This is a genomic window from Paraburkholderia sp. D1E (assembly GCF_052682275.1).
Map to the genome: position 1 here is coordinate 270,176 of NZ_JBQYMB010000001.1, position 24,715 is coordinate 294,890.

Sequence of the window (24,715 nt, forward strand, 5' to 3'; positions counted from 1 at the left end):
ACGTCAGCGAGAACCGGTATGTCCGCCATCGAGGCCTGCCTGCACCGCACGCAAACGGGCGAGCGCAAACACCGTCTGCATGAGGGGCACGGCAACATCGAGCCGTGCCGCGCACTCCTGCGGGGCGCCGAGAATCGCGTCGAGTTCGACGCGGCATCCCGGCCGAGCGCGAGGCATTCCGCTATCAGGTTTTCGAAAATGGCGCGCGTGTCGGGATCGTCGAAAAGACGGTCGGTACTCGCCTGCGTGATGAGGCTCAACGGATTCGCGCATACGTTGCCGAGCAGCTTGAGCCACAGGTCGCGTTGCACGTCGTCGCTGGCGATGGTCGGCAGGCCGGCCGCCGTCAGCAAGTGCGCACAGTCGCGCGCCCGCCCCACGCGTTTAAAGGGCGAACTTCATGTCCAGGCGGATAACATCGCCCCGATACACGCCGTCGGCGACAAAAACGATTGTTCCATTGACATCGGTTGCGATGCGATACGTGCGCGCAACCGGCGCGTTGAGCGGGAAGCTCCAGCATCCGCGCCAACTCCATATCGGCGGTGCCGATAGTAATCGTCTGCTGGATTTCCTTGAGCTCTAGATCGGGCATGTCCCGCAGTATGCGCATGGATGTGTATCGCTTAAACGCCGACTTCGGGATGCGGCGGCTCAGACGTTCATCAATATACGAATCGCCGAGATAGTAGGGCCGGCCTTCGCGCGAATGGCGCCGGAGCCAGTGCTGATACGACGGCGCAAGCTTGCCGCTGGTGCGCAGGATGTTGGTGGGCATCACACCCTTTTCAGTCTTCAGCAGTTCAATGCTGGCACCTTCCGCGGCGAGTAGCAGGCCGGACAGGTCGGTTGGCACCACGCACCAAAGCTGGCTTTGCGGTTTCTGGGTGACGAATGTGCCTTTGGCGCGAAAGCGCTCAATAAGCTTATCCTCTTCGAGGATACCAAGCGCCTGCCGGACCGTGGCGCGTGCGACCGCACATTCCTTAGCCAGTTCGTCGACGGTTGGTATCTGCGCGCCGACACTCCACTGGCCCGATTCGATGCGCCTCCTGAACAATGTCGCGAGCTGTATGTAGCGGGCAACCCCGCTCAGGCTGAAATTGATCGCTGGATCCTTCAGGGCCGCCTCTGTATTCATTGCATCTCCGGATGGTGTTATGTGGTGCTTCCGGCGCCGCTGCCTTGGGCAGCGGCACGTAGCGGGAGTCCTGATAGTTTAACCCAAAGAACCAGTTGTCTAGCTGACTGACCTTTATGAGTCATTTTGTGGATGTGAAGGCGGTTTCACCCCCATGTTTGGCAACTGCGTTCGACGGCTAAACTACAAACATGCAACGCGGAAGCGTCGACAGTGCCTCGCCAGGTTCATTCGGATGGGGGACGGGTTCGAGTGGTGGCGGCACATTGGCGGGCAATGAAATCTGATGGACGTTGAGCGTCATCGACACCAGGGTGTAGTAACCGATCACCGCTCCGAGTTCAACGATACCGACGTTGCCCCAGCGGCACATCACGCGTTGATAGACGTCCTCGCCGACGTTGCCCGTCTGTTGCAGTTGCCGCGTGAATTCGTAGATGTCGGCTTCTTCCGCGTCATCGAAGGCAGGCTGCGCGCCTGTCCTGATCGCGTCCAATACTGCCTGGTTCAGGCCGGCACGCAGCGCTGACTCGGCGTGAATATGCCATTCGAGTTGACTGTTCCAGCGTCGCGCTGTAACCACGATCGCAAGTTCGGTCAATCGCGCGGGCAAGGTCGTGCCGTAGCGGAGAATTTCGCCAAAACGCTGCCAGCGGTCGGCCAGTTCTGGGCGATGCAACGCGGCGCGCAAGGGACCGACGACGGTCCCGCGCGGTCCGTCGACGACGGCCCGATAAACGCGTTCCTGCTCGGCGGTCATCGAATCAGGAGAAAAAAAGGGGATTCGGGCCACGTTCAATCCTTGCAAGATGATGTCATTTGGGCGACAGCGCTCCGAGCGCCGGCCTCAGCGGCTCGCGATGCTGAGTTTACCCAGCACTTGATCCGTATGCTGCCCGAGCGTCGGCGGGGCGCGGTCAAAACTCAACGGCGCATTGCGCATTGCGCATTCGAATTGGACACACCACCTGAGGCACGGTGCCCGAGACCGGATGAGGAAGATAGCGCAGCATCTCGCGGTGTTTTACCTGCGCGTCTTCGAAGACCATCGGAATCGTGTTGATCGGCCCGCACGGCACTGTGGCGGCGTCGAGCTTGCTAATCCAAACTGCGAGGTCGTCTCCGAGCAACGCTTCGCGGATGATCGCGAGCAGCGGCGGAAGGTTACGCACGCGCTGTGCATTGTTCGCGAAACGCTCGTCATCGACCAGTTCAGGACGCGCGATGACTTCACAGAACTTGCGGAACTGGCCGTCGTTTCCGACCGCGAGCACCAGGTAGCCGTCGCGGCACCTGAACACGTCCTGCGGTTGGATGTTCGGATGCTTATTGCCGTTGCGAGCCGGGGTTTTACCCGAGATGAGGTAGTTCATCGCCTGATTGGCCAGAAACGCGACCTGAACGTCGAGCATCGCAACTTCAACGTACTCGCCTTCTCCGGTTTCATTGCGCCGCGCGAGAGCGGCGAGAATGCCGACCGTGGCGTACATGCCGGTCATGATGTCGACGATCGGCACACCGACCTTTTGTGGACCGCCGCCCGGTTCATCGTCGCGTCAGCCCGTCACGCTGATCAGGCCGCCCATCGCCTGAATCATGAAGTCATAGGCGGCGTTTTCCGACTTCGGGCCATCCTGACCGAAACCAGTGATCGAGCAATAGATCAGATCCGGCTTGACGGCCTTCAAGTCGTCATAGCCGAGACCATAGCGCTTTAGGACTCCGACCTTGAAGTTCTCGATCACGACGTCGCACTGAGCGGCGAGCGCACGCACGGTCGCCTGCCCTTCGGGCGACGCAAGGTCGATTGCGACCGAGCGCTTGCCGCGATTTACCGATAGAAAGTATCCCGACTCCATCGATGGCCCGTCACAGTTTTCATCAAGGAATGGCGGCCCCCAACTGCGGGTGTCATCACCTACTCCGGGGCGCTCTATCTTGATCACGTCTGCACCGAGGTCAGCAAGCATTTGCCCACTCCAGGGCCCTGCCATGATGCGACTAAGATCGAGAACGCGAATGTGAGACATGGGTCCAGTCATGTTGTATCCGCTTGTTTTCATTGGTAACGACTACCTTCGGCCGTGGTGTAATCCACCGCCCCTTCCGCAGGTGCTAATCAGGCGCAGTAATTTTCCGACCTGTTCGCTTGCTGCTAACTCAGGCAAAAAATCAAAATTTTCGCAGCCGAGTTTCCAGTATTGTGCCCGTTGTCAACAAAAAAACTTCGCCAAAACTCTATAGTACACGTTATTGACTTTTATGAGGAAGATCATCTACCATGACGGCGTGTAAGGGAACACGCTAACAAGTTGACAATGCCGTTTTCACCCATCTTACTTTTCGTGTGATTTAGATTAAATATTTAGAGAATTAACCTAACACAGTAGACATGTCGCGTCGACGTCAAGCGATTCGGCAGGTGTCGTGTGTTCGTCAACGTATCGGAAGGATATGCACATGAAGCTGCATTGGTCGCCGCGCTCGCCGTTTGTCCGCAAAGTGATGGTGTGCGCGTATGAGGCGGGCATTGTGGACAAGTTCGAATGCGTGCGTTCTCCTGTCGCAATGGACAAGCTCAACCTCAACCTCAACCTCAACCTGCTACCCGACAACCCGTTGAGCAAGTTGCCCACGCTCGTGCTCGACGACGGATACGTCCTGTTCGATTCGCCGGTGATCTGTGAATACTTCGATACGTTGCACGACGGCGCGCGCCTCTTTCCAACTGAGGGCCGCGTGCGCTTCGTCGCACTGCAACAGCACGCGTTCGCTGGCGGCTTGCTTGATGTGCTGTTGCTTTGGCGCCAGGAGCGCAACAAGCCTCAACCTCAACAGCGCCCGGAGTGGCTCGCTGCGTTCAAGGTCAAGTCGACGGCCTCGCTCGATGCGTTAGAGCAACTCGCGCCACACCTGCGGTTCGACGCGATCCAGATCGGCGACATCGCCATTGCCTGCGTGCTCTCATACTACGACTTCCGCCTGCCAGACCTGCAATGGCGCGAAGGGCATCCGGCGCTCGCCGCATGGCATGCACACTTCGTCGATCGCGACTCGATGCGCCGCACCGAACCTGGCGATGCAGAGTGATGTCATGAACGATCTCACGGATCCCCTCCGCTCTGTCGACGTCGTCGCCGCAAGAATGCCATGCCCGCCGCGCAATCCGCTTCCCGACGATGCCTGCGACGCGCACTCGCATGTGTTCGGCCCTTATCAAGACTTCCCGTTTACGGCAGCGTCCAACTATCCGCCGCCGCTCGCAACTTGCGGGACTTACCTCGCGATGCTGGACACGATCGGCGGAAGGCGTGGCGTGCTCGTTCAGCCGGCGCCGTACGGTATCGACAATGAGGCGCTGGTAGCCGCGCTCAAGGCTGGTGCCGGGAGGATTCGCGGCGTCGCAGTTCTTCCGCGGGACGTGACGGATAAGGAGTTGCAGCGCCTCGATAGCAATGGCGTATGCGCGTTGCGCTTCAACGAGATGCCGAGTCCGCAAACGGGCAAGCCGTTGGAGGGAAGCGTGGGGCTGGACGTGGCGCTGTCGCTCGCGAGCCGCATGAAGGCGCTCGATTGGCACGCTCAGGTTTGGGCGCGATGCAGCGATGTTCCCGCCATCACCGAGAAGCTTGAGCGTGCAGGATTGTCCGTGATGTTCGAACACATGACGTGCTTAGATCCTTCGCTCGGGACTGGTCATCGCGACTTTCAGAACGTACTGTCGCTGCTGCGCGAGGGACGCATCGGTGTAAAGCTGGCTCTGTGCCGTGTGTCGAAGCAGGCTCCCAGTTATGAGGACTTGCGACCGTTTCAAGATCTCATGATGGAGGCGAATCCTCAACAGCTGGTATGGAGCTCGGACTGGCCTTACGTCAGAATGGGCGATGCTGCGCCGGACGTGGGTGATTTGCTGGACACATTCCATGGATGGGTGGATGACGCATCGTTGCGGAAGGCCATTTTTGTCGAAAATCCCGCCTGCTTCGATCGGTTCGACGACTGATCAAGCTGTTCAACTAAGAAAGGAGGCCCATGTCACTGATACTCGAAAAGCGCGATGGGGTTGCGACCGTCACGCTCGGAGGGCCGCCGGTTAACGCGCTTACCCTCGCGCTTTACGGCGAAATTGCTGATTTGTTCGAAAACCTCGGCGAGGAACGCGACGTCCATTGCGCCATTTTCACCGGCGCTGGCAATCGTGCGTTCTGCGCGGGTCTGGACCTGAACGAATTCTTGAGCGCAGCGCCTGAGCAGGATCCAGAGCGCGCGGCAATCGTGCGCAGGACGTTCTCCGCAGTCTATCGTTGTCCGATCCCCGTCATCGCAGCGATCAATGGACCAGCTCTCGGCGCAGGTTCGGTGCTCGCCACCGTGTGTGACATCCGAATCAGCGCGAGCAACGCGCGTTTTGGGACGCCCGAAATCAATGTCGGCCGCTGCGGGGGCGCGGCGCACCATGGCCGGCTTATTCCACAGGGCGTGCTGCGCCGCATGTACTTTACGGGCGAACCGATCGACGCGCAGGAAGCGTTCAGTCTCGGACTGATCGATGAAGTCGTTGAATTTGAAGACCTGATGCCGACGGCACTTGGGCTTGCGGCGAAAATCGCCGGCAAAAGTCCGCTCGGATTGCGCTGTGCGAAGCAGGCTCTCAACGACATTGAATCAATGCCGCTTGAAGCCGTATACCGGCACGAGCAGAGATACAGCACGAAGCTGATGTACACCGAAGATGCCCGTGAAGCAACACGGGCGACGTTGGAGAAACGCACACCGGTTTTCAAAGGCCGATAAGGGAGCAGCGCGGAGATGAGTATGGACTTTGAGCAGAGTTATGATTATGTCGTCATTGGAGCCGGAAGCGCGGGATCTGTAGTCGCGAGCCGATTGTCGGAAAGCGGGAAGTACTCGGTGCTGCTTCTGGAAGCTGGGGGATGGGGCAAAAATCCTTGGATCCACATTCCAATCGGCTTCGCAAAAATGTTTTCCGATAAGTCGATAAATTGGGCGTACCAAACTGAGCCCGAGGCTGAGCTAAACGGACGATCGATTTATTGGCCGCGCGGAAAAGTTTTTGGTGGGTCAGGTGCAATCAATGGATTGATTTACATCCGAGGACAGCAAGATGACTACAACGGATGGAAGGAAGCTGGATGTGTAGGATGGGGCTGGTCGGATGTGCTGCCTTATTTCATGAAGTGCGAGAATCATTATCTCGGTCAGACAAGCGTGCATTCTGATCGTGGCCCTGTGTACGTTACTAAGCCTTCAAATCCGTCGGCGTTGTGCAAGGCTGTAGTTGCTGCTGGGCTTAACTATGGACTAAAGAAGAACGACGATTTTAACGGCGAACAGCAAGATGGCATTGGATTTTACGATCTAACGGTAAAAAACGGTCTTCGCTCTTATTCGGCAAAGGCCTACTTGCGTTCGAGGAAATCCCAGAAAAATCTGTGCATTAAAGTCAATGTACACGTCCAGCGTTTGCTTTTCGACGGATTGAAGGCCATCGGCATCGAATTCAAGACTAAACAGGGAGACATCGTTAGAATTGGCTCGAGAAGAGAAATAATTTTGTCCTGTGGGGCAGTGAACACCCCGCAATTGCTTCTGCTCTCGGGAGTCGGTCCGCGCGAAGAGCTAACCCGTCACAAGATTGAACCGATACTCTGCCGCGAGCAAGTTGGGAAGAATTTACAGGATCACCTTCAGACGAAAGTAATTCTTAAAACGGTCAATCCGATCACGCTCAACGATGACTTGCAAAGTTGGCAACGCAAATTTTTGATGGGAGCCCAATATGCGCTCTTTAGAAGAGGGCCATTGACGTACGCAGCTGGTCAAGTTGGTATGTTCCTACGCTCCAAACCCGAACTGGAACGAGTGGACACCCAGGTTCACATGTCGCCGTTTAGCGTAGGGAAATCAGGAGAGCCTCTGCATCGGTTCTCGGCTTTCACCATGATGTTGACTCAATCTTGGCCGACCAGTCGTGGAACAGTCGAATTGCGAAGTGGAGACCCAACAGCGTCTCCGATCATAAAGCCAAATTATCTAAGCACAGAAGAAGACCGGAAATTTTATGTCGACGCGATCCGGGTGATTCGAAAGGTAGCACAGACTGAACCTCTGAAAAGTCTCGTGTCGGCCGAATATTGGCCGGGAGAGGACGTCGTAACGGATGAGCAAATTTTAGCGTACGTTAGAACGCAGTCCTCAACGATATTTCATCCCTGTGGAACATGTCGAATGGGATCTGATGAGGGGGCCGTGGTGGACCCGACACTTCGGGTGCGTGGCTTGTCAGGGCTGCGCATCGCCGACGCTTCAATCATGCCCTCTATTCTGTCCGGAAACCTCAATGCTGCATGCCTGATGATTGGTGAAAAAGCCGCTGATCTAATTCTATCTGATAGCCTCTAATTGCCGGAGAAATCGAAGTGTACTCAGACGTAAAACTGTTCATTAGTGGGAAATGGCGCGATGGATTCAAGTCGACGTCACGAGAAGTGGTAAATCCGTCTACACAAGCGGTAATCGGGAAAGTGGCGTGCGCCGAAGCGAGCGATCTGGATGAGGCTATTCATTCGGCAGAAATTGGATTTGAGGCTTGGCGTAACACTTCCGCTTTTCACCGCTATGGCGTACTGAAAAAGGCTGCCGATCTGATTCGTGAGCGAGCGAAAAGCATCGCCGAGTTGCTGACGCTCGAGCAAGGAAAGCCGTTAGAGGAGTCGATGGTTGAAGTATTGGGCGCGGCTGATTTGATTGATTGGTATGCAGAAGAGTGCCGGAGAGCGTATGGACGTCTTATTCCTGCGCGCTCGGCAGGGATCATGCAATCCGTGAGGCTCGAGCCAGTAGGAATTGTAGCTGCGTTTACTCCATGGAATTTTCCAATAAACGTGGCGGTGAGAAAACTTGCTGGAGCATTGGCAGCGGGCTGCTCGATCATCCTCAAGGGACCTGAGGAAACACCGGCGTCGCCAGCGGCGTTAGTCAGAGCTTTCGCCGATGCGGGGGTTACAACGGGGGCCGTTACACTGATTTTTGGAGATCCAGGTGAAATTGCTCAACACCTAATTTCGCATCCTGCAATTGCCAAAATAAGTTTTACGGGCTCGACTGCGGTGGGGAAGAAGCTAGCGGCGCTAGCAGGGGCCCACATGAAGCGCACAACAATGGAACTAGGTGGGCATGCACCGGTGATCGTGATGGACGACGTTGATCCGTCCTCCACGGCGGAGATCCTGGTGGCGGCGAAATTCCGCAATGCTGGGCAAGTTTGTATTTCCCCTACGCGATTTCTTGTACACGAAAAAATAGCCGCTCAGTTTACCGAGGAGTTCCTGAAGCGCGCACGGAAGATCCGCGTCGGCGATGGATTTGATGCGTCCACCACGATGGGTCCACTCGCCAATCCGAGACGCACGCTGGCAATGGAGCGACTAGTTACCGATGCGAGCCTTCGTGGAGCTGAAGTGGCCCTTGGAGGCGGCAGGGTAACAATGGGCAGTAATTTCTTTGAGCCGACGGTGCTGCTTGGTCCGTCGATTGAGGCGGATGTAATGAACGAGGAACCATTCGGTCCGATCGTTCCTATTGTTACGTTTGATGACCTGGAAGAAGCTATATCCGAAGCGAACCGGCTTCCTGTAGGACTGGCAGCGTACGCGTTTGTTCGTTCCGGCGCAGCTGCGGAACGAATTGCAACCGAGGTGTACACGGGGATGTTAAGCATCAACCATTATGCGTTAGGTCTTCCAGAAACGCCCTTTGGAGGGCGAGGGGGGTCTGGACATGGGTTCGAAGGCGGAGCAGAAGCGCTCGAGGGATATTTTTCTTCGAAGTTCGTGACGCAGCGTTTCATTTAAGGGTGGGCAGTGCCAAGGGCGAAGGGCAACAGGGGGCTAATGTTTAGGGTTCGGTCCCAGTAAGGTGATCTGCAATGGTGGTCGGTCCCGAGACAAACGATGTAGCGAAGATCAAGACCCCGAACGCGACTGTGAGCAAGGCGCTTAAACGGGTACATTACCCGCTGGCCATATGCTGACACGCGTTCGTTGGTACGTCGCCTATCCGTTGAGTCTGCGTCATCTGGAAGAAATGACGTCCGAGCGGGCAGTGTTGGTCGATCATTCGATCGGTGCACCGATGGGCTATCAAGTTGCTGCCTGCACTTGGTAAGGCATTCGGACCGCGCAAGCAAAAGGTCAGTCGAAGTTGGCGAATGGATGAAACCTACAGTACGCCCAGCCAACGTAGCCCGCCCGCATGGGGGCGAAGTTGCTTGAGCATGTTTGGAATGCAAGACCCGGTGGAGTTGATGTTGCGGTACCGGGGCATGCCCTTTCTCTGCTGCGAGAGGAAGTGAGCCGAAGCGGCGGTGACTTGCCGACACTGGCAAGGTGGCGAAGTCCGTGGGAAACGGAGCTTGAGGCGAAGCGGTTACGCCGAGATGAGCTTCCAGGCTGAGCATGGGACGGTTGAGGGACACGAACCTGTTTAAACGCATCTGAGGGTTGAATCGTCACCCCTGCCTACACCGCTTAACAGGCAGGACGCGGATCGGCGTGAGTCACATGTACGGACTGACGCCGCGAATGCTGGCCGGAGATGTAGGCCGGCCAGCAGGGCATCACGGAGAGCGCGCAGCTAGACCGTGATATCTGCGACGACTTGCGGCAAGCAAGGATAAAGACTGCGACAGGCAACCTCGCCCGTGCGATTGAGTCCAGCATGTGAACTGGGGAAGGCTTGCACAGATGTTAAGGGAGTGTGCCCCCGATGATGTGCAAGCTGGCGGAGCCTCCGTAATAGTCCGAGACCGGGAAAGCCGGTCACATGGCGAAGGGAGGCAGTCCGGGTGGTTTGCTTGGCAGATTAACTGACCATAGTGAGGTGAAGACCTCTGATAATCAGTGAAATGCAAAGCAAACTGATGAGATGCCGCGTGGAGATCAACGGAGGCTCGCTGGCTCCTGCGGTAGATTGTCTTCGCTTCGAGCGACACCTGGATGGAGAGCCGGATGCGCTGAGAGGTGCACGTCCGGTTCGGGGAGGAGAGGCAGGGAAATAGTTCGACTACGCCCTGTCTCTTACTCTACCTATGCCCAGCCAACATAGCCCGCCCGCATGGCGGTGAAGATGCTTGTGCATGTTTGGAATGCAAGACCCGACGGAGTTGATGTTGCGGTATCGGGGCATGCACTACGCAGTGATCGGCGCAAATTCAGGAATTCGCGCTCGGGCGTCACGAAGGCTGACACGATCATCTATCGGGCAAACCAGCTCGACTGCGAGAGCTGTTCGATGAAGGATCGCTGCTGCCCGAGTACACCATTCCATAAGATCACACGCAGCGTCCATGAAGCTGCGTGTGACGAAACGAGGCGTACTGCGAGGACGCCCGAGTACCACCGATCTTGCCGTGAGCGAAAGAAGGCGCAAATACTATTTGCGCGTCTTAAATGCATCCTGAAGCTGGGCCGTCCTTGACTGCGGGGTCGAAGCGGTTCCCATGATAATTCCTGATGGCGGCGACTCCGCAAAACTGGCAAAGAACGGGCAAGCGGCTCATGTCGGGAAGCAAGCAGATGAACCAGTCAGTTGCGTCACGAAAAATGAGGATCGTTGCCTTGCCCAAGTTCACAGCCTCGCGGATCGTCACAACTCGATAACGCGGTGCCAACTCTAGCGCCCCGAACCAAAACAAGAACTTTTCAATTCAACCATCCTCGAAGCCACCACCGAACCAATGCGAAGTCGAACGGCAGTTCAGGGTTCGGCCGAGCATTGGAGATGCTCATAAGCTGTCACTCAACGTGACACCAGGCGCTACAGTAAAGAACGCAACGTAACCGACGTGTCCGCGAGACCCGCTGCATCCAGAACTTTCCGCGCGGCGATCAGGCGCTTGCACACGCCAACGTCTCGCCCTGCGTTCACCGCCGCAACGGCGGTTAGCCTGCCGGTTTCGTCGAGTTTCAACAAGCAGAACGATCCGCTAGACGGATCTCCGCGCGTGATCGACATGTGTGTGTCGTCGAACACGCCCAGCGTCTGCAGGTTGCAATCGTATTGATCAGACCACAACCACGGCGTTTCCGCGTAGCGCTCGAACGCACCGAGCATGTTTGCGGCAGCAACTGCAGGCTGGTTCTCTGCGACCTGCCATGATTCCACACGGATATGGCGTCCAAGTAGCGGGTTGAAATGCATCGTCACCTCGCCAGCTGCGAAGATGTTCGGATCGGCGGTGCGGCACTGTTCGTCGACGATGATGCCACCTTCGACTTCGAGCCCCGCCGCTTGCGCAAGCTCTACGTTGGGCGTAACGCCGATACCGATTACTATCGCATCTGCTTCAACCTCGCCGTAGTCGGTTTCGACAATGGCATACGCTGACGTGCCACGAGCACGAAGCGGCGTGGTTTGCAGATAGACATCGACGCCTCGCGCTCGGTGCATCGAAAGAATGAACTCCCCGATTTCGTGAGGCATCGAACGCTGGAGCAGGCGCGTGGCCGGTTCGATTAGCATGGTCTTGCAACCACGCGTTATCGCAGATGCCGCGATCTCGAGCCCGATGAAGCCACCACCCAGCACCACGACGCGCTTACCTGGCTCTAATGCTGCCCGCAGTGCACGGGCGTCGGCTACCGTACGAACATAATGGAGCTTCACGCCATCGTCGACACCTCCGGCGAAACGCCTCACCCGTGAACCTGTAGCAATCAACAAACGTTCGTAGGGGAGCGTCTGGCCGTCTTCGAGCCGAACCCTTTGCCTATCCCGATCGATTGAGTCTACAGATACGCCGAGGCGCAACTCGATGCGCTTTGCGTCATACCACGCACGGTCACGGACAAAGGCGCGCTGCTCCCCGGCTTCGCTAATCAAAGCGTCTTTGGACAGCACAGGACGGTCGTACGGCAACTCTGGCTCTGCGCCGATCATCACGATGTTTGCATGCGGATCGCGTTCGCGCAGTGTTTCCGCCGCGCGCCGCGCCGAGTGCCCGGCACCGACAATCATGAAGGGTTCACGCGACATGAATCTGGACCTTTCCGTCGACGATCCGGATCGGATAGGTACGTACCGCTTCAGTGACGGGCGCGCAGCGCGGCGCGCCGCTGCGGATATCGAATAGCCCCTGATGTAGCGGACATTCCACGCAGTCATCTTCCACGAAGCCCTCCGAGAGGCGAGCATGACCGTGCGTGCATAAATCGTGCAACGCGAACACCTCGTCGCCGAGGCGGAAGATCGCCACTGGTTTATCGCCAGCGATCACCGCGGTCGGCTCACCTTCCGTGAATTCTTCCAGCACGCCCAGCGCCTGCCAACCATTGACCAATTTCTCCATCACGGCCTCCTCAGATTGGCGTCGCCAGCAGCGTTTGCACGCGCGATGTGTCATATATCACGCGCTTGGACTTGTAGCGGAGTCCGTCCGCCGTCCGTACCACGAGGTCGAGATACTTGCCCGCCTGATACACGCTCGACTCACCGTCGGTGCGCGTCTGGATCACCACGTAGTTGCTCTCCGTCTCGATCACGCCGTCCTTCTCGCCGATCACGGACAGTCCGGAGGTCATGTGCCGATAGCTATGCGCCTCGTAAATGTTCGCGTTGCGCAGGGACACCACGCGATCACGCAGCATCTTCTGGTTGTTGCAATAGATGATGCCGATCGGCAACCCCATATCCGCATTTTCCTTCGGCACGATCTCGTACAGACAGTCTTCGGTGAAGAGCGTGGGCCACGCTTCAAGCCGATCATTGTCGAGATTGTTGATGTACTGGTTCTGCAGCATGTGCAGTTCGAACCACAGCTTTATCTGTTCCATGTCTGTCCTCTCTTCTCTTCAATAGTCCATCAGCTTCTGGTAGCCGACCCAGAACTTCCGGATCAGGCTCTCGGTGATGACCGTGTCCTGCTGCTCGGGATTCGCCCGCGACATCTCGATCACCGAGGTTGCATCTGCATCGCGCACAGTGCCGCGCTGCACCAGTTCGGTGGCCTCTGTGTCTTCCATCGAGATATAACCGGCCGGCCCGACAAGATTCGCCTGTTTGATGCGCAGTTCCCGAAGCTCCGGCGTGTCGTCGGAATAGCCGAAAAAATGGAAGATCAACTCGAAGCTGTTCGGACCTTTCGGCAGCAACTGGCGCGCGACCAGCGTATTGTGGATCTGCTGGATCACGAGTTGCGGAAAGATCGGCTGGATGTGGTTGGTCGTGTCCTCGTCGTACTCGGACACGAGGCCGAGAATCGAGTCGTCTTCGAGCGAAAAGCCCTCATCGAAGGAGCGGATGTTCTGCCGCTTATATGCAGCAGAGGTGTCCTCGCTCGTCTTCGTCACGGTGATGATGCTGTGCAGGCCATGCGTCGCATCAGGAATCGAACGCGCCTTCATACCGACCCGGAAAATATTGAAGGTTGTATGAAACAGATGCAGCATGCTCGCGTGATACGGATCCTTCACGTTTTCGAAATAGAGCTTCCAGTTCGATCTGGAAAACTGCCGTGTGCAACCGAGATAGTCGATCGGTTTGTGGAAAATGCGGTCGATCCACGGGCGCATCTCTGCACCAAGATAGTCGGTGAGCGGCGCAATTTCTTCACTGAACGACGCAAACACGAGACCCTTGTAGCTGTCCACGCGCAGCTTTCTAAGGCTGTGGTTCTTCGGATCGAAATCGGCGGGCATGCCAGTCATGCCTTTCTGGCCACGGCGGAACGGCACGCCGAGCAGATTTCCGCTGTTGTCGAAACTCCACTGGTGGTAGACGCAGGTATGCGAAGTCGCGTTGCCGCGTGATTTGCGGCACACGGATGCTCCGCGATGCGCACAGCGATTCACCCATGCGGATAGAGAGCCATCTTCGGCTCGCGTGACGACCACTGGGGTATCGCCGACAAACGTACTCTTGAAGTCGCCAGCATTGGATATTTCCGCGTCAAGTGCAATGAAGTTCCAGGTGGGCCCCCGAAAAATCCGCTCCTGTTCGCGATCGTAGACAGCTTGCGAACTGAATACCTTGTAAGGAATGCGTGAGCCGTCATCGCGCGGAAACTCGACGAAGTCAGAATCAGGCTTGTTCATAGGGCGAAGGGGTGAATCGACCGTTTTCATTGTAGGTTTCTCCGTAATTGATGAGCTCTCTTCACTGAACTCGCTTGTTCAACGATGCATGTAAGTATTTTTGGAGTGCCAAAATGATGGGTCTATCCGATTCTGGATGGATGGTGCCGCGCGTATCCGTTTCAAGTAGTTTTTTATAGTGATCGATGCCGCTTCCGAAACTGGTTCCCTTCCAGCAGGCTGTTATGCGTCAACCTGACTTTCATCCATTCGCCCTGCGTAACCATCGTTTGTTTGAGTCGACCGACGTGGATGAAACGCGCGAGCTGATCTCGCGCGTAATGCAGCCGCACTCGCTGGTTCCGTCAGGTAGCGGGCATGGGCGCTCGCACATGGACTTCGTGAAGATCGGCAGGTTGGGGATCGGCACAATTTCGTTCGGTGGCCCGATGCGGGTGGATGTGAAAGAGGTAAGCGGTTACTACCTGATGATGTTCTGTGTGTCTGGAGAAGCCGAGGTCAGCGCAGGCGGAAGAACCGTACGGGTAAATAGCGAGCAGGCGATTCTTCGCGCGCCCGGGGAACCGTTCAGTGCGATCCTTTCCTCGGATTGCGAACAACTTGTCATGCGAATCGATCCGGCAGCTTTTCGCAGCGAGGATCGCGCGCGCCATCGACGGGTTGACCCTTTCGTGTCCCTGTCCGGCGAATTGATGCGCGCGTGGAAGGAACAGTTGCAACTTGTCGCAGGTTCACCGGAGTTTCTGAACTGCGCCTGCGCGCACCCCAGTGTCGCCGCTCATGTCGAGGCTCTGCTCGTGAACCTGCTGACCGCTGCTCATTGCGCGAAGCCTATGCATAGTTCGGCCCGTGCGCCTGTGCCGCACATTGTTCGAGTGGCCGACGAATTTATGGCCCAGCACTTACCCATGCCCCTTATGTTGCAGGACATCGCTTCTGCGGCTGGGGTATCGATTAGAACGCTAGGTGACGCGTTCCAGAATTTTCGCAATGCCAGTCCGATGACTTGCCTGAGGCAACTACGGCTTGATCGCGCGCGAGCAGCGCTAGTAGCCTCATCCGGTGCGGTGAGTATCGCGACCATTGCGATGGATTGTGGATTTACCCACCTTGGACGTTTTGCCATCAGTTATAGGGAGCGGTTTGGGGAATCTCCATCAGACACGGTTCGCAGGCGCTAGCCGCTAATCTACGGAAGATATCTCCTCGAGTATCTTGCGCATTCGCTCTCCAATATCCGCCATCACAAGGTATCGTCGGGAGGCGAACTGCGTGTCATGCAGCGGCTGAGTGGAACGATTTCTTCGAGCGGTATCGCTTACGTAGCGTGTCTGAAGGCATTTCTCCCAACTGGGCTCGATAATCCATCGAGAGGTACCCGAGCTGCGTGGTCCCGGTGGCTTCATGGATCACATACCAGGTGCGGCGGATTGAGGGAACAGCAAATACATCATGGGTACTTTGCCGCCGTCGGCTCGACCTCATGATGAGCGTCAGCCGTTTAGGGCTCGCATTGCAAGCAGCGAGGAGGCGCTGTGGGTTGAGCTCGCCGACACGGTGCTGTCGGTCTCGCGAAGCACGGTATCAAGCTTTCGGGTTCATCCGAACGGAGGGCTGTGGCACGCGTGCTTTCTAAGCGAGTATCAACGTGATATCCCGCTCGGCTGGGTTGAGATTATTCCGGGCGCCTCCATCGAGCGACGGCGCTGATCTATTCTCGCCATGAGCGTCGGTTCGGTGACCGCTCGACAGGATCAGTTTTCGATGAAGTCAAGTAGATCAGCGTTGAACTGTTCCTGATGGGTGCTCATGAGGCCGTGCGGCGCACCCGGATAGACCTTTAGTATCGAGTGCTTAACGATCTTCGAGGCTTGTCCCGCCGATGCGTCGATCGGCACCATCTGATCGTCGTCGCCGTGAATAATCAGTGTCGGGACGTTGATCTTTTCTAGGTCACCGGTGTAGTCGACTTCCGAAAACTGTTTGATGCAGTCGAGTTGGCCTTTCAGGCCGCCCAGCATACCTTGCAACAAGAACGAGTCAAGCAGACCCTGCGAGGCTTTCGTGTCTGGCCGGTTCGCGCCATAAAACGGGCCGCTGAGATCCCGGAAGAACTGAGGACGGTCCGCGTTCACGCCGGCGCGGATGCCATCGAACACCTCGATCGGCAGGCCTTTAGGATTGGCCTCGGTTTTCAGCATCAGCGGCGGCACTGCGGCCACGAGCACTATTTTCGATACGCGCGATATGCCGTGTCGGCCGATGTAGCGAGCGACTTCACCGCCGCCGGTCGAGTGCCCGACTAGAACGATATCGTTGAGGTCCAGCTTCTCGATGAGGGTAGCGAGATCATCGGCGTACGTATCCATGTCGTTGCCGTTCCAAGGTTGTGCCGAACGACCGTGGCCGCGCCGGTCGTGCGCGATGGTGCGATAACCGCGACTGCTCAGGAAGACCATCTGAGCGTCCCAGGCGTCCGCGGTAAGCGGCCAGCCGTGCGAGAAAACAACGGGACGTCCGGTACCCCAGTCTTTGAAAAAGATCTGTGTGCTGTCACGTGTGGTAATCGTAGGCATTTGAAATTGGTCCTGCATGCGGTTGGGCATGTCGCCCGTTGGTGAATCTGTCGACTGCAGTTGCGGTGACAGCGGAAGAAACTGGTTGCGCGATCCACCGAGTCGGAAGGGTTTGATCCGTTCATCGCGGCCCAAGCGAGTCAACGCCGAACATGTCCGGAAAAACTATCAGATAGAACCCAGATAGGTCCAGATCAGTAAGATTGCTTGAAAAATATCTCCAGCAAAGCGTTGTACCACTCGTGTAAGGTTGCCTCTCGCTATCGTCGTCATCACAATTTCTTCACCTGAGTCTCATACGTTCCGTAACCCGGGAGATGCATTGCTAGGTTGCCGGCGGCGTGGCGGTCGGCCTGTCCGATGCTGTTACATGCCCCGTCATTATTGAAAATACGACGGCCAATTTCCGGCGAAAATGACATTTTGCGCAACGCTGTCCCTTTGGCGCAGGTTCGGATGAATATTCTCCTGAATCGGGCCGGACAGAGAACCATAGCGTGCAGCTGGTCACATTCGTCGGAGCAATGCTTCAACGCCACATGGCATGCCAACCTGTTGTCCGATCAAGGTCTCGGTTGTAGCGAAGGTTGGTCGTGGCTTGTATGGCGGACTCGGTGAGACGATGTCGTTCTTTGATTCACTCAGTTGCATGAACGGAGCAGCTCAGGAATTACCTCTAAAGGTAAGCAGAATGACAACGTGCACCATGAAGAATTGCTGCGTGGATGAAGGTGGCGCATTTCGTTGTCGAGCTATACTCTCTGCTGACAACAGGTAGTGCCCTCATCGCCGCGCGCGTGATAATCGCTGACCTCGGCACGTACAGTCTGCGCGTATCGCCTCGCACGGATCCGTTCATGAAGCAAGATCGTCGTGCGTCAACCGGGCACAAAAGGCACGTTCCACGCATGCCCATTTTTCTCGATATGGAGCGCCCGATGCTACCAATGCAGCCAAAATTTTCAGCTGATGTTGGGAAATATTCCGGCTCGGTGGCCGAGAGCGGTAGCCTTGTGTCAATCAGGGACCTGGATGAGGCGATAAACGTTGTCGGCAGCGTCTATTGTCCCCATACGGTTGAACCTGCCGGCCCAGCCAGAAGTCTGAACGTCGACCTCAAGGTCATAACCGCGGCCGATCAACCCGTTGTATATCTCCGCTATTCGAGCCCCGTGGCCATTGACGCCGGGCGTTTTCCCAATCTGCTTCTGATGATGTCTGCGTCGTCAGGTGCGGCGAGCGTTGATCAGAATGGCCGAATAGCTTCATGGCGTGCGGGGCAGACGATGCCATTGTCGCCGGGCCGGGAGACAGTATTGAAATTTGACGGTGCGTTCGCCCAGACCGCACTGCGAGTCGACATAGATCGACTGGAGCGCATGTGTGCGGCTTGGCTGGGGTATCCACTTGAACGACCTATAGCGTTCGATCTTCAACCGCTACCGCACTCTTTGGAAGTGGTCTGGCAAGACGCCGTGCGACTGGTTTGCACGCTCGCGTCATCAGGCATGACATTGCCGAAATGCGCAGTCGAATCACTTGACGAGTTTCTATTGTCGACGATCCTGCATGCACAACGGCACAGTTATTCTGGGGAACTTGCGCGTCCGGTTGCTGCTGGCACACCTCGAATTGTCGCGTCGGCGAAGCAGATGTTTTCCGACCGCGCTGAAGAGGGCACTACAGTGGCGAAGGTGGCCAGGGAACTTGGCGTCAGCGTACGGACTCTTCAGGCGGGGTTTCAGAAATCGGATCAGACAACGCCTTCGGCATTTTTGCGCAAGGTTCGCCTTGAAGCAGCACATCGTATGCTCACCGCCGCTACCGCCGCGACGTCAGTGACGGATGTCGCGTTGCACCTCGGATTTACGCATGCGGGTCGCTTCAGTGCAGACTACAGAGCTGCGTTCGGCGAAGCTCCGATCGCTACTATGCGCCGCTGTCGCCAACGCTAAACTGATCCCGGGTGTGCATTGGCTCACACCGGGATCACGCCTGTTGGATTGAGACTTCTGCCGAATATCAACCGACGCTATTTGGTCAGAAAACGGTGAACATGCCGACTCTTCCGATCACCTGGTTGCCCGTGCTAGCTGCCTGAGGGATGCCGTTGATCCAGGCATCCGTTGATGTCGCGTCGCCATTTGCGTGCTCATAGATGCCCTCCACGTAGATCAACGTGCGTTTGGACAGGTGGTATTGAACTGCACCCATCACCTGCTGTGCTCGGGTGTTCTGCAGAGCGCTATTCCCTTTCATGTAGGTATAGTCAAGACCGACGCTCCATGGGCCAGAAACCGTCCAGTTGATGCCCGGCTTGATCACGTTCACCGTGGCATTTGACGCCGTGTTCTTCGTGTTTGTATAAAGAAGCATTGCGAGCACTGGGCCGAAATGATAGTTCACCCCCGCGCCTATGTTCCGGATGGCGCCGTGCCCATTGTCCAGTTGCACGTACTTGGCACTCGTATAGGCGAATCCAATACCGAGGGGACCGCTAGCATAGCTCCCGCCAACGCTGACCGTGGAATTGGCGGAGAAGTCGCCGGGTGTTCCGCCAAATCCGTAAAGAGCTCCAAACGAGAATCCATACACCGTCGGGCTTTTGTACTTCACGGAGTTCATTGCCGGGTTGCTACCTGCCATCCGGTCGAAGTCAAACGCACCGGTCGGATTATTTGGGATGCCCAACCCAGTGAATGGACCGCCGCGGAAGTCATAGATTCCGCCCATTAAAAATGCGTTGTCGAAGAGTCCCGCCGTGAGGGTCTCGAACATGAAATCGTATTGATTGCCGAAGGTCAGTTGGCCGTATCTGTCGTTGGATAGCCCGATATACGCGTCGCGCCCGAACATTTGCCCAGGCCCCGGAATCGTAGTGCCATTGGCCAGGTCGAACTGGGATGTCAAGACGAATAACGCTTTATTACCTCCGCCCAGATCCTCGTCACCCTTAAAAGTTAGTTGGTTCGGGGCGAGTATGCCGCTGTCAAACCGCGTTGCGGACCCGCCATGCTGATTATTGATGAAAGTGACGCCCGCATCGATATTTCCCTGAAGGACGACACTGCTTTGGGCATTTGCTTCTTGCTGGATACCGGATATCAACGCGCAGCAAGCTATTGCAGTAATCCGTTTTTTCATGACTTTTCTTCTCCTAGCCGTTCATCTCCAATCCGCATTTACCAGGTGGACCGAAGCACGCTCGTGGAGGTTTGGATCCCAACGCTTGAGTAGCGACATCGAGTGCTCTACGGTTTTCCTGCGATAGCAGCCGTGATCCCGCTCGTGAACGCGTACTCGGCCGTCGGTCCGAGAGGGGGCATCTTCTTTCGCTGCTACCACTGCCCACTGGCTGAGGTCGTTTGTATCGTATCCGTCAGCACAACCCGTTAGGGCAGTTTTCGCGGCTAAATGTCGACGATCTTTCGCAATAGAGAGTACGAAACGCGCCAGTGGCCATCGGTGTCATTGACGGCGACCGATGCGGTCTTGGCATTCAGCCTCACGACGACTCCGACGCGCTCGCTTAGGTGCTTGTCAGTGAAGCTAACTGTGTCACCGATGAAGAACTCTTCACGCTGCGTTCTCGGCGGCGGTGTCGGTTCAACCTGAGGCTGAACAGTCGAAGTTTCCGGGATGATCGCCGCATAGAGCACGCCCCAACGGCGTCGAGTTGTGCTGTCCTGAACCACTGCCTGTGTCTGGCGGAGTTCGACTATGGTGCCTTGCGCCGGCGGTCCAAGCGGGTTATCGCCGATGTAGTTAACGGCCATCCCCAGGTGCAGGCGTTGACGTATTTCGAGAATACGTCGGGGATCATCGAGCATTTTGCCGATAGCAAGATAGAGGCGATAAAGCTCGGCACTAGGCGCCTGCCGAAGCGAGTCGAGAATGTCCATGGTGTAGAGGTGTTTTAACGGGCGAGCGGCAAGAGCTCGTGCACGCGATTGACGGGATACGACGGCAGTTTCTCAAGTGTTCGTTCGAGCCACGCATAGGGTTCGATACCGTTAAGGCGAGCGGTCCCAAGGAGTGAATACATTGTTGCCGCCGCACGCGCACCTCGTGGAGACCCCGCGAACAGCCAGTTCGACCTTCCGAGGGCAATCGGTCTGATTTGGCGCTCAAGCGCATTGTTGTCTGGCAACAGGACGCCGTTCTCTGTATATCGGACAAGCGCCTCCCAATGTCGCAACGCATAACCGAAGGCCTTGCCGAGCGGGGCTTGCGCGGGCAAACCGATGCTGTTTGCCTCTAGCCATTGACGAAACTGTGCCAACACCGGCAACGTCTGCGCTTGCCGTGCTGCAAGTTTGATGTCCGGGGTTTGGTCTTTGACACGTGATTCAATCGCATATAGCTTGGCGATCCACTGCAGTGCCTGCGCCGCGAGGCCGGGGTCTTTCTGAGCCTTGGCAATTTCGAAGAACCGTCGACGGCAATGAGCCCAGCATCCGACCTCAATAATGTCACCTCGCGCGTAAAGCGCGCCATGACCGCTGTACGCGTCGGCTTGCAGATAGCCTTTGTATTTATTCAGGTACAGCAGCGGATGCGCGCCCGCGCGTGACTCAGCGAACTCGAACACGACCGCTGGCGGGTGGTCGACCCAGACGCCGTTCTCGTTGCGCTGGCCCGCGCCCAGATAACCCCATAATCGTGCTGTGCGCGTTGATGGGTGCCCTCGCTCAAGCAGAGGTAGCGTCGTGTCATCCACGTGCATGCGCGGCGCCTTCAACTGGTGAGCGCGCAAACCAGGCAGCAGTACCGAGAGCAGCTCAGCAGATGCCAGCTTCCATTCGCACAACGTAGCGCGTGGCAAGTACACACCACGGCGCGCGTAGCGCATTTCCTGTCGATTCAACGGCAGATGATCGACATAGGTATTGACCAGGACATTGGCGAGCAGGCTCGCGCTCGCATTGCTCTTTGGCAGCGGCGACGGCTGAGCGCTTGCGGTCACGATGGTCGATTCGCCATCCTTCTTCGCCACGTATTTGAAGCGGATGTGCTCAATGACGGTGAGCCTGGACGGCTCGTAATGCAGCGTCTCGCTGCGCTCTTCGCCGATCCGTTCAAGCGTATCGAACGCCATCTTCTGTTCGTCGCTCAGATCGTATTCGATGCGTGTGCGCGGCAGGTCCTTCGGTAGCGCCGGACGCCCTTTACGGGTGTGACTCCCTACGGGAATGGCGTCGACCGCCGGCGGTGCCGGGATATCGGTTGCGGCGTCGAACAGCTCGGCTTGGCCCGCCAGGCGCTCGGAGCTCACGCCAAAGCGCGCACGGTTCAACTGCGCGATCTGATACTGAAGGATTTCCAACTGCTCCCACAACACCCGTGCGAGCCGGTTCTGTTCAAGCGCGAATGCTTGCAGCGCATCGGGCTCGACGGGAAGATCCGCGACAGTGACGGCGTTGGGTGGCATGTGCTCCATGATGCCTAACTCAAGCCACGTTTACAAGCTCGGGGCCGCGCTGGAGCACCTCATGCCACGCGCGTCACTGCCACGGTGCGGTGTGGCTCTCGCGCCGGGATCTCGATGCCTTCGAGCCATGCGTTGAGTTCCGCGAGCGTGAAGCCGCGCTGAGCGAGTAATGAGGGTGACGGGAAACGGCCTCTTTCGAGACGCTTATACCAAAGCGCGAAACCGGTCCGGTCCCAATAAAGAATCTTCACTTTGGAGCGGTCTCGCGCCACGAAAACGAACAGGTTGCCCGATGCAGGCTTCTGAGCAAGTAGCGGCTCGACGAGATAAGACAGCCCATCGATCGCCTTGCGCATGTCGACCGGGTCGCGACAAATGTAAGCGCGAACGTCCGAGGTAATCAGCACCGACCACCTCCGAGCTGCCCGAGCACATATCGCACGATGCGCTCGGCGTGAACGCCGCTCAGTTCGATACGAACGCCAGCGAGCGAGAGCGTCACCCCGTCACGCGACGGCGATACATCCGCCGCCGGCGTTGCAACAAGCGGCCTTGAGGAAGCCAGTTCACCATCCAGATTGGAACCGATGAATGCGGCATCCGCAGTAACCGCGAGTGGCTGTTTAATCTCTCTGACCGGGCTTGAGAGCTTCTTGCGCCACAGGCTGAAGGTGCTTACCGCCAGACCCTGTTCTCGGCAAAACCGCCGAGCGCCGACACCGCTCGCTTTCCAGGTGGTGACCATTTCGCCCCAGAACGCTTCCCCTTGCCGTGGGCGACGCGTACCCATCGCCGTTGCAGCCTTAATGTTCTCGTCTTCCATCGCATTGCCCTCGTTCTCACGAAAGCATCACCTTCACATTCGGGAAGTCGCGATTCAAGACGGGATCCGCTGACGCTTACGTATCAGTCGCTCAGTTGCAGTCCGGTTCATCCTGTCCCGCCAGCGCGTGGCGACAGGATGTGTTCGCACCAAGCAGATACAAATATTGCTTAGCGATGACCCTCAAGGGTCCATTCTCGCTGTAGCTTGTCGTCGCGCAGGTAGTCGCGCGGCCGAGTCTCCTCCAATGCAACAAAAAGCTCGCTCGATATCTCGCCCAGACTTTGCAATGCTTGATAGTCGCTGGACACTTTCCAAGCGTTAAACAGATCGGCCGAAGACCAATGTGTAATCAGCGAATAGAACATTTTGTCAGCCGCCGGTGAAATCTCTACTGGCCCAACAAATTGGCAGGGTCGTAGTTCGAATTCGCCAGTCAGTGTCTCAAATTGAACAGCCCCGGCCGCATCTAACCCACCCAGAGCCTGCTGTACGAATTTCATTTGCTCTTCATCGAGTGGGGTATCGACGGAGAGCCGGGTTTCGGACATCAGCCGATCGCCTAGCGTCTCGCCGGGCGTTGGAGTGCGCCACTTCCTGATATACACACCGGTCCACCACTTCGCGTATGCTGACTTGTGTGCAGCTTGGTGCTGGGGATGCATATACCAAGCATTCATCTGCTCTTCGCTGTCAAACCGCACTCCGAAGTACACCCAGGTCGAGTCGAGAATCGGTCCGCCGTACACGGCTCCGAAGCCGCCCTGTTTCATAGCGACCGTCACCATCTTGTCCTGAAAATCCAGAAAATCTGCCTCTTTCCCTGGGATTATTTTGAAGCCCGCTTCGAGTACGATTGGGATACCTGTCGAGTTTTTCGATTTCATAATATGTTCTCCAACGGAGTCGTCTACACGCTGTTATGCGCGAAAAATGCATTGCAAGGGCGGGGTTGAGCATCGAAAGCGAAAATGCATTGCACGCATATCGAGCTGCTCTATTGGCGATACTGCGGTCGCCGATTTCCTAAAGAAATGACGGTTTGCGCATCGCTATCCATTTCGCGAAACGACATGACCCAGGGGTTTCCCCTGTAGCCTTTGAGGCTGGGTCGGACGACTTTGCTGGAATGGTTGCCGATGACTCGTCCCGGAAAGATTTAATTGCCTGATTTATATCTTCAGGTTGAAGATTACCGCAGAGCGGGCGCGAGTCAATGCGGTTGACGGTGGAACAGTTCAGTCGTACTGGATTACAGTGCGCGAAACTCTTAAGAGTGTGCTGATCACCGACGCAGGGATGCCGACATGAGTATCTGACCACGGTACGGACGGCATTCATTGCTGAAATGGCCCGTCTCTCGGATCACCGGGGATGCTTCAGAACCCAACGGGCGATTTATCTCGGTGCACCGAAGCCAAGGCGGCCAGCCTCGCGGAGACTGGCCGCCTTGATGGAACAGATACACGCGGCGGTCAGTCAATCCGCGAGTTCAACTTTTGACGGGAAGCGTTTAAAAGGATGGAAAGTTTGCTGCCAACGACAGAAACAGCGCTGATCGCGGAGCAAGGGAAAACTGGAGGTGCGCGAACTCATTGAGTTCTTGGTTTAAGAACGCAGCGCGAACTGGGA

21 protein-coding genes and 3 pseudogenes are annotated in these 24,715 nt (G+C 56.8%); 8 read left to right on the plus strand and 16 right to left on the minus strand.

What is annotated here, in order from left to right; genetic code table 11:
• Window positions 1-3: 3 nt before the first annotated feature.
• From ACUN0E_RS01295 to ACUN0E_RS01315, 5 genes and pseudogenes are all read right to left on the minus strand, one after another.
• Entirely contained in the window at window positions 4-177 is a 174-nt protein-coding gene (locus tag ACUN0E_RS01295) for a hypothetical protein (RefSeq protein WP_445570609.1), read from the minus strand.
• Window positions 178-212: 35 nt separating this feature from the next.
• Window positions 213-380, minus strand: a pseudogene (locus tag ACUN0E_RS01300) (ketopantoate reductase family protein); the annotation flags it as partial.
• Window positions 347-1,141, minus strand: a complete 795-nt coding sequence (locus ACUN0E_RS01305) for a GntR family transcriptional regulator (protein ID WP_445565362.1) — start codon at window positions 1,139-1,141, stop codon at window positions 347-349. The pseudogene ACUN0E_RS01300 and the gene ACUN0E_RS01305, both read right to left, overlap by 34 nt.
• A gap of 178 nt (window positions 1,142-1,319) precedes the next feature.
• On the minus strand, window positions 1,320-1,934 hold the full coding sequence (locus tag ACUN0E_RS01310; RefSeq protein WP_445565363.1) for a carboxymuconolactone decarboxylase family protein: 615 nt from the start codon (window positions 1,932-1,934) through the stop codon (window positions 1,320-1,322).
• Window positions 1,935-1,988: 54 nt separating this feature from the next.
• Window positions 1,989-3,183, minus strand: a pseudogene (locus ACUN0E_RS01315) (CaiB/BaiF CoA transferase family protein).
• Window positions 3,184-3,601: 418 nt separating this feature from the next.
• Here ACUN0E_RS01315 and ACUN0E_RS01320 point away from each other — a divergent pair.
• From ACUN0E_RS01320 to ACUN0E_RS01345, 6 genes and pseudogenes are all read left to right on the plus strand, one after another.
• Window positions 3,602-4,231, plus strand: a complete 630-nt coding sequence (locus ACUN0E_RS01320) for a glutathione S-transferase family protein (protein ID WP_445565364.1) — start codon at window positions 3,602-3,604, stop codon at window positions 4,229-4,231.
• A gap of 4 nt (window positions 4,232-4,235) precedes the next feature.
• Entirely contained in the window at window positions 4,236-5,144 is a 909-nt protein-coding gene (locus tag ACUN0E_RS01325; protein ID WP_445565365.1) for an amidohydrolase family protein, read from the plus strand.
• Between the two features lie 29 nt (window positions 5,145-5,173).
• Window positions 5,174-5,935 (plus strand): enoyl-CoA hydratase-related protein, encoded by a 762-nt coding sequence (locus ACUN0E_RS01330; protein WP_445565366.1) that lies wholly within the window; start codon window positions 5,174-5,176, stop codon window positions 5,933-5,935.
• A gap of 21 nt (window positions 5,936-5,956) precedes the next feature.
• The gene (locus ACUN0E_RS01335) at window positions 5,957-7,564 is read left to right on the plus strand and encodes a GMC family oxidoreductase (RefSeq protein WP_445565367.1); all 1,608 of its coding nucleotides are present in this window, start codon (window positions 5,957-5,959) and stop codon (window positions 7,562-7,564) included.
• Window positions 7,565-7,581: 17 nt separating this feature from the next.
• Window positions 7,582-9,015 (plus strand): NAD-dependent succinate-semialdehyde dehydrogenase, encoded by a 1,434-nt coding sequence (locus tag ACUN0E_RS01340; protein ID WP_445565368.1) that lies wholly within the window; start codon window positions 7,582-7,584, stop codon window positions 9,013-9,015.
• Window positions 9,016-9,089: 74 nt separating this feature from the next.
• A pseudogene (locus ACUN0E_RS01345) lies at window positions 9,090-9,386 on the plus strand (IS6 family transposase); the annotation flags it as partial.
• A 1,592-nt stretch (window positions 9,387-10,978) separates the two neighbouring features.
• Here the strand turns inward: ACUN0E_RS01345 and andAa are convergent.
• Genes andAa through andAc form a run of 4 tightly spaced genes read right to left on the minus strand, consistent with a single transcriptional unit; the run spans window position 10,979 to window position 14,283 of the window.
• Complete coding sequence (gene andAa / locus ACUN0E_RS01350) at window positions 10,979-12,196, minus strand: anthranilate 1,2-dioxygenase system ferredoxin--NAD(+) reductase (RefSeq protein ID WP_445565369.1); 1,218 nt, start codon at window positions 12,194-12,196, stop codon at window positions 10,979-10,981.
• Complete coding sequence (gene andAb, locus ACUN0E_RS01355; protein WP_445565370.1) at window positions 12,186-12,509, minus strand: anthranilate 1,2-dioxygenase ferredoxin subunit AndAb; 324 nt, start codon at window positions 12,507-12,509, stop codon at window positions 12,186-12,188. The genes andAa and andAb overlap by 11 nt, the downstream gene beginning before the upstream one ends.
• 10 nt (window positions 12,510-12,519) lie before the next feature.
• Window positions 12,520-12,993 carry an anthranilate 1,2-dioxygenase small subunit AndAd gene (gene andAd / locus ACUN0E_RS01360; protein WP_445565371.1) on the minus strand — a complete coding sequence of 158 codons (474 nt, stop codon included), beginning with the start codon at window positions 12,991-12,993 and terminating at the stop codon, window positions 12,520-12,522.
• A gap of 18 nt (window positions 12,994-13,011) precedes the next feature.
• Window positions 13,012-14,283 carry an anthranilate 1,2-dioxygenase large subunit AndAc gene (gene andAc / locus ACUN0E_RS01365; protein ID WP_445565372.1) on the minus strand — a complete coding sequence of 424 codons (1,272 nt, stop codon included), beginning with the start codon at window positions 14,281-14,283 and terminating at the stop codon, window positions 13,012-13,014.
• A 194-nt stretch (window positions 14,284-14,477) separates the two neighbouring features.
• Here andAc and andR point away from each other — a divergent pair, with 194 nt between their 5' ends.
• A complete protein-coding gene (andR, locus tag ACUN0E_RS01370) occupies window positions 14,478-15,434 on the plus strand; it encodes an anthranilate 1,2-dioxygenase regulatory protein AndR (RefSeq protein ID WP_445565373.1) in 957 nt (318 codons plus the stop codon).
• 573 nt (window positions 15,435-16,007) lie between these two features.
• On the opposite strand, the gene ACUN0E_RS01375 is transcribed toward andR, so the two are convergent.
• Window positions 16,008-16,829: an alpha/beta fold hydrolase gene (locus tag ACUN0E_RS01375; protein WP_445570346.1), complete on the minus strand. Its 822-nt coding sequence runs from the start codon at window positions 16,827-16,829 to the stop codon at window positions 16,008-16,010.
• Window positions 16,830-17,686: 857 nt separating this feature from the next.
• Here ACUN0E_RS01375 and ACUN0E_RS01380 point away from each other — a divergent pair.
• Window positions 17,687-18,784, plus strand: a complete 1,098-nt coding sequence (locus ACUN0E_RS01380; RefSeq protein WP_445565374.1) for a helix-turn-helix domain-containing protein — start codon at window positions 17,687-17,689, stop codon at window positions 18,782-18,784.
• An 85-nt stretch (window positions 18,785-18,869) separates the two neighbouring features.
• Here the strand turns inward: ACUN0E_RS01380 and ACUN0E_RS01385 are convergent, their stop codons facing one another.
• The 6 genes from ACUN0E_RS01385 to ACUN0E_RS01410 all read right to left on the minus strand — a co-directional run bounded on the left by ACUN0E_RS01385 (window position 18,870) and on the right by ACUN0E_RS01410 (window position 23,970).
• Window positions 18,870-19,973, minus strand: a complete 1,104-nt coding sequence (locus ACUN0E_RS01385) for a porin (protein WP_445565375.1) — start codon at window positions 19,971-19,973, stop codon at window positions 18,870-18,872.
• Between the two features lie 266 nt (window positions 19,974-20,239).
• Window positions 20,240-20,731: a hypothetical protein gene (locus tag ACUN0E_RS01390; protein WP_445565376.1), complete on the minus strand. Its 492-nt coding sequence runs from the start codon at window positions 20,729-20,731 to the stop codon at window positions 20,240-20,242.
• A 14-nt stretch (window positions 20,732-20,745) separates the two neighbouring features.
• Window positions 20,746-22,260 carry an IS66 family transposase gene (gene tnpC / locus ACUN0E_RS01395; protein WP_445565377.1) on the minus strand — a complete coding sequence of 505 codons (1,515 nt, stop codon included), beginning with the start codon at window positions 22,258-22,260 and terminating at the stop codon, window positions 20,746-20,748.
• 59 nt (window positions 22,261-22,319) lie between these two features.
• Window positions 22,320-22,667 (minus strand): IS66 family insertion sequence element accessory protein TnpB, encoded by a 348-nt coding sequence (gene tnpB, locus ACUN0E_RS01400; protein ID WP_445565378.1) that lies wholly within the window; start codon window positions 22,665-22,667, stop codon window positions 22,320-22,322.
• The gene (gene tnpA / locus ACUN0E_RS01405; RefSeq protein WP_445565379.1) at window positions 22,661-23,083 is read right to left on the minus strand and encodes an IS66 family insertion sequence element accessory protein TnpA; all 423 of its coding nucleotides are present in this window, start codon (window positions 23,081-23,083) and stop codon (window positions 22,661-22,663) included. Before tnpA ends, tnpB begins: the two co-directional genes overlap by 7 nt.
• Window positions 23,084-23,253: 170 nt before the next feature.
• Window positions 23,254-23,970, minus strand: a complete 717-nt coding sequence (locus ACUN0E_RS01410) for a hypothetical protein (RefSeq protein ID WP_445565380.1) — start codon at window positions 23,968-23,970, stop codon at window positions 23,254-23,256.
• Between the last annotated feature and the right edge of the window lie 745 nt (window positions 23,971-24,715).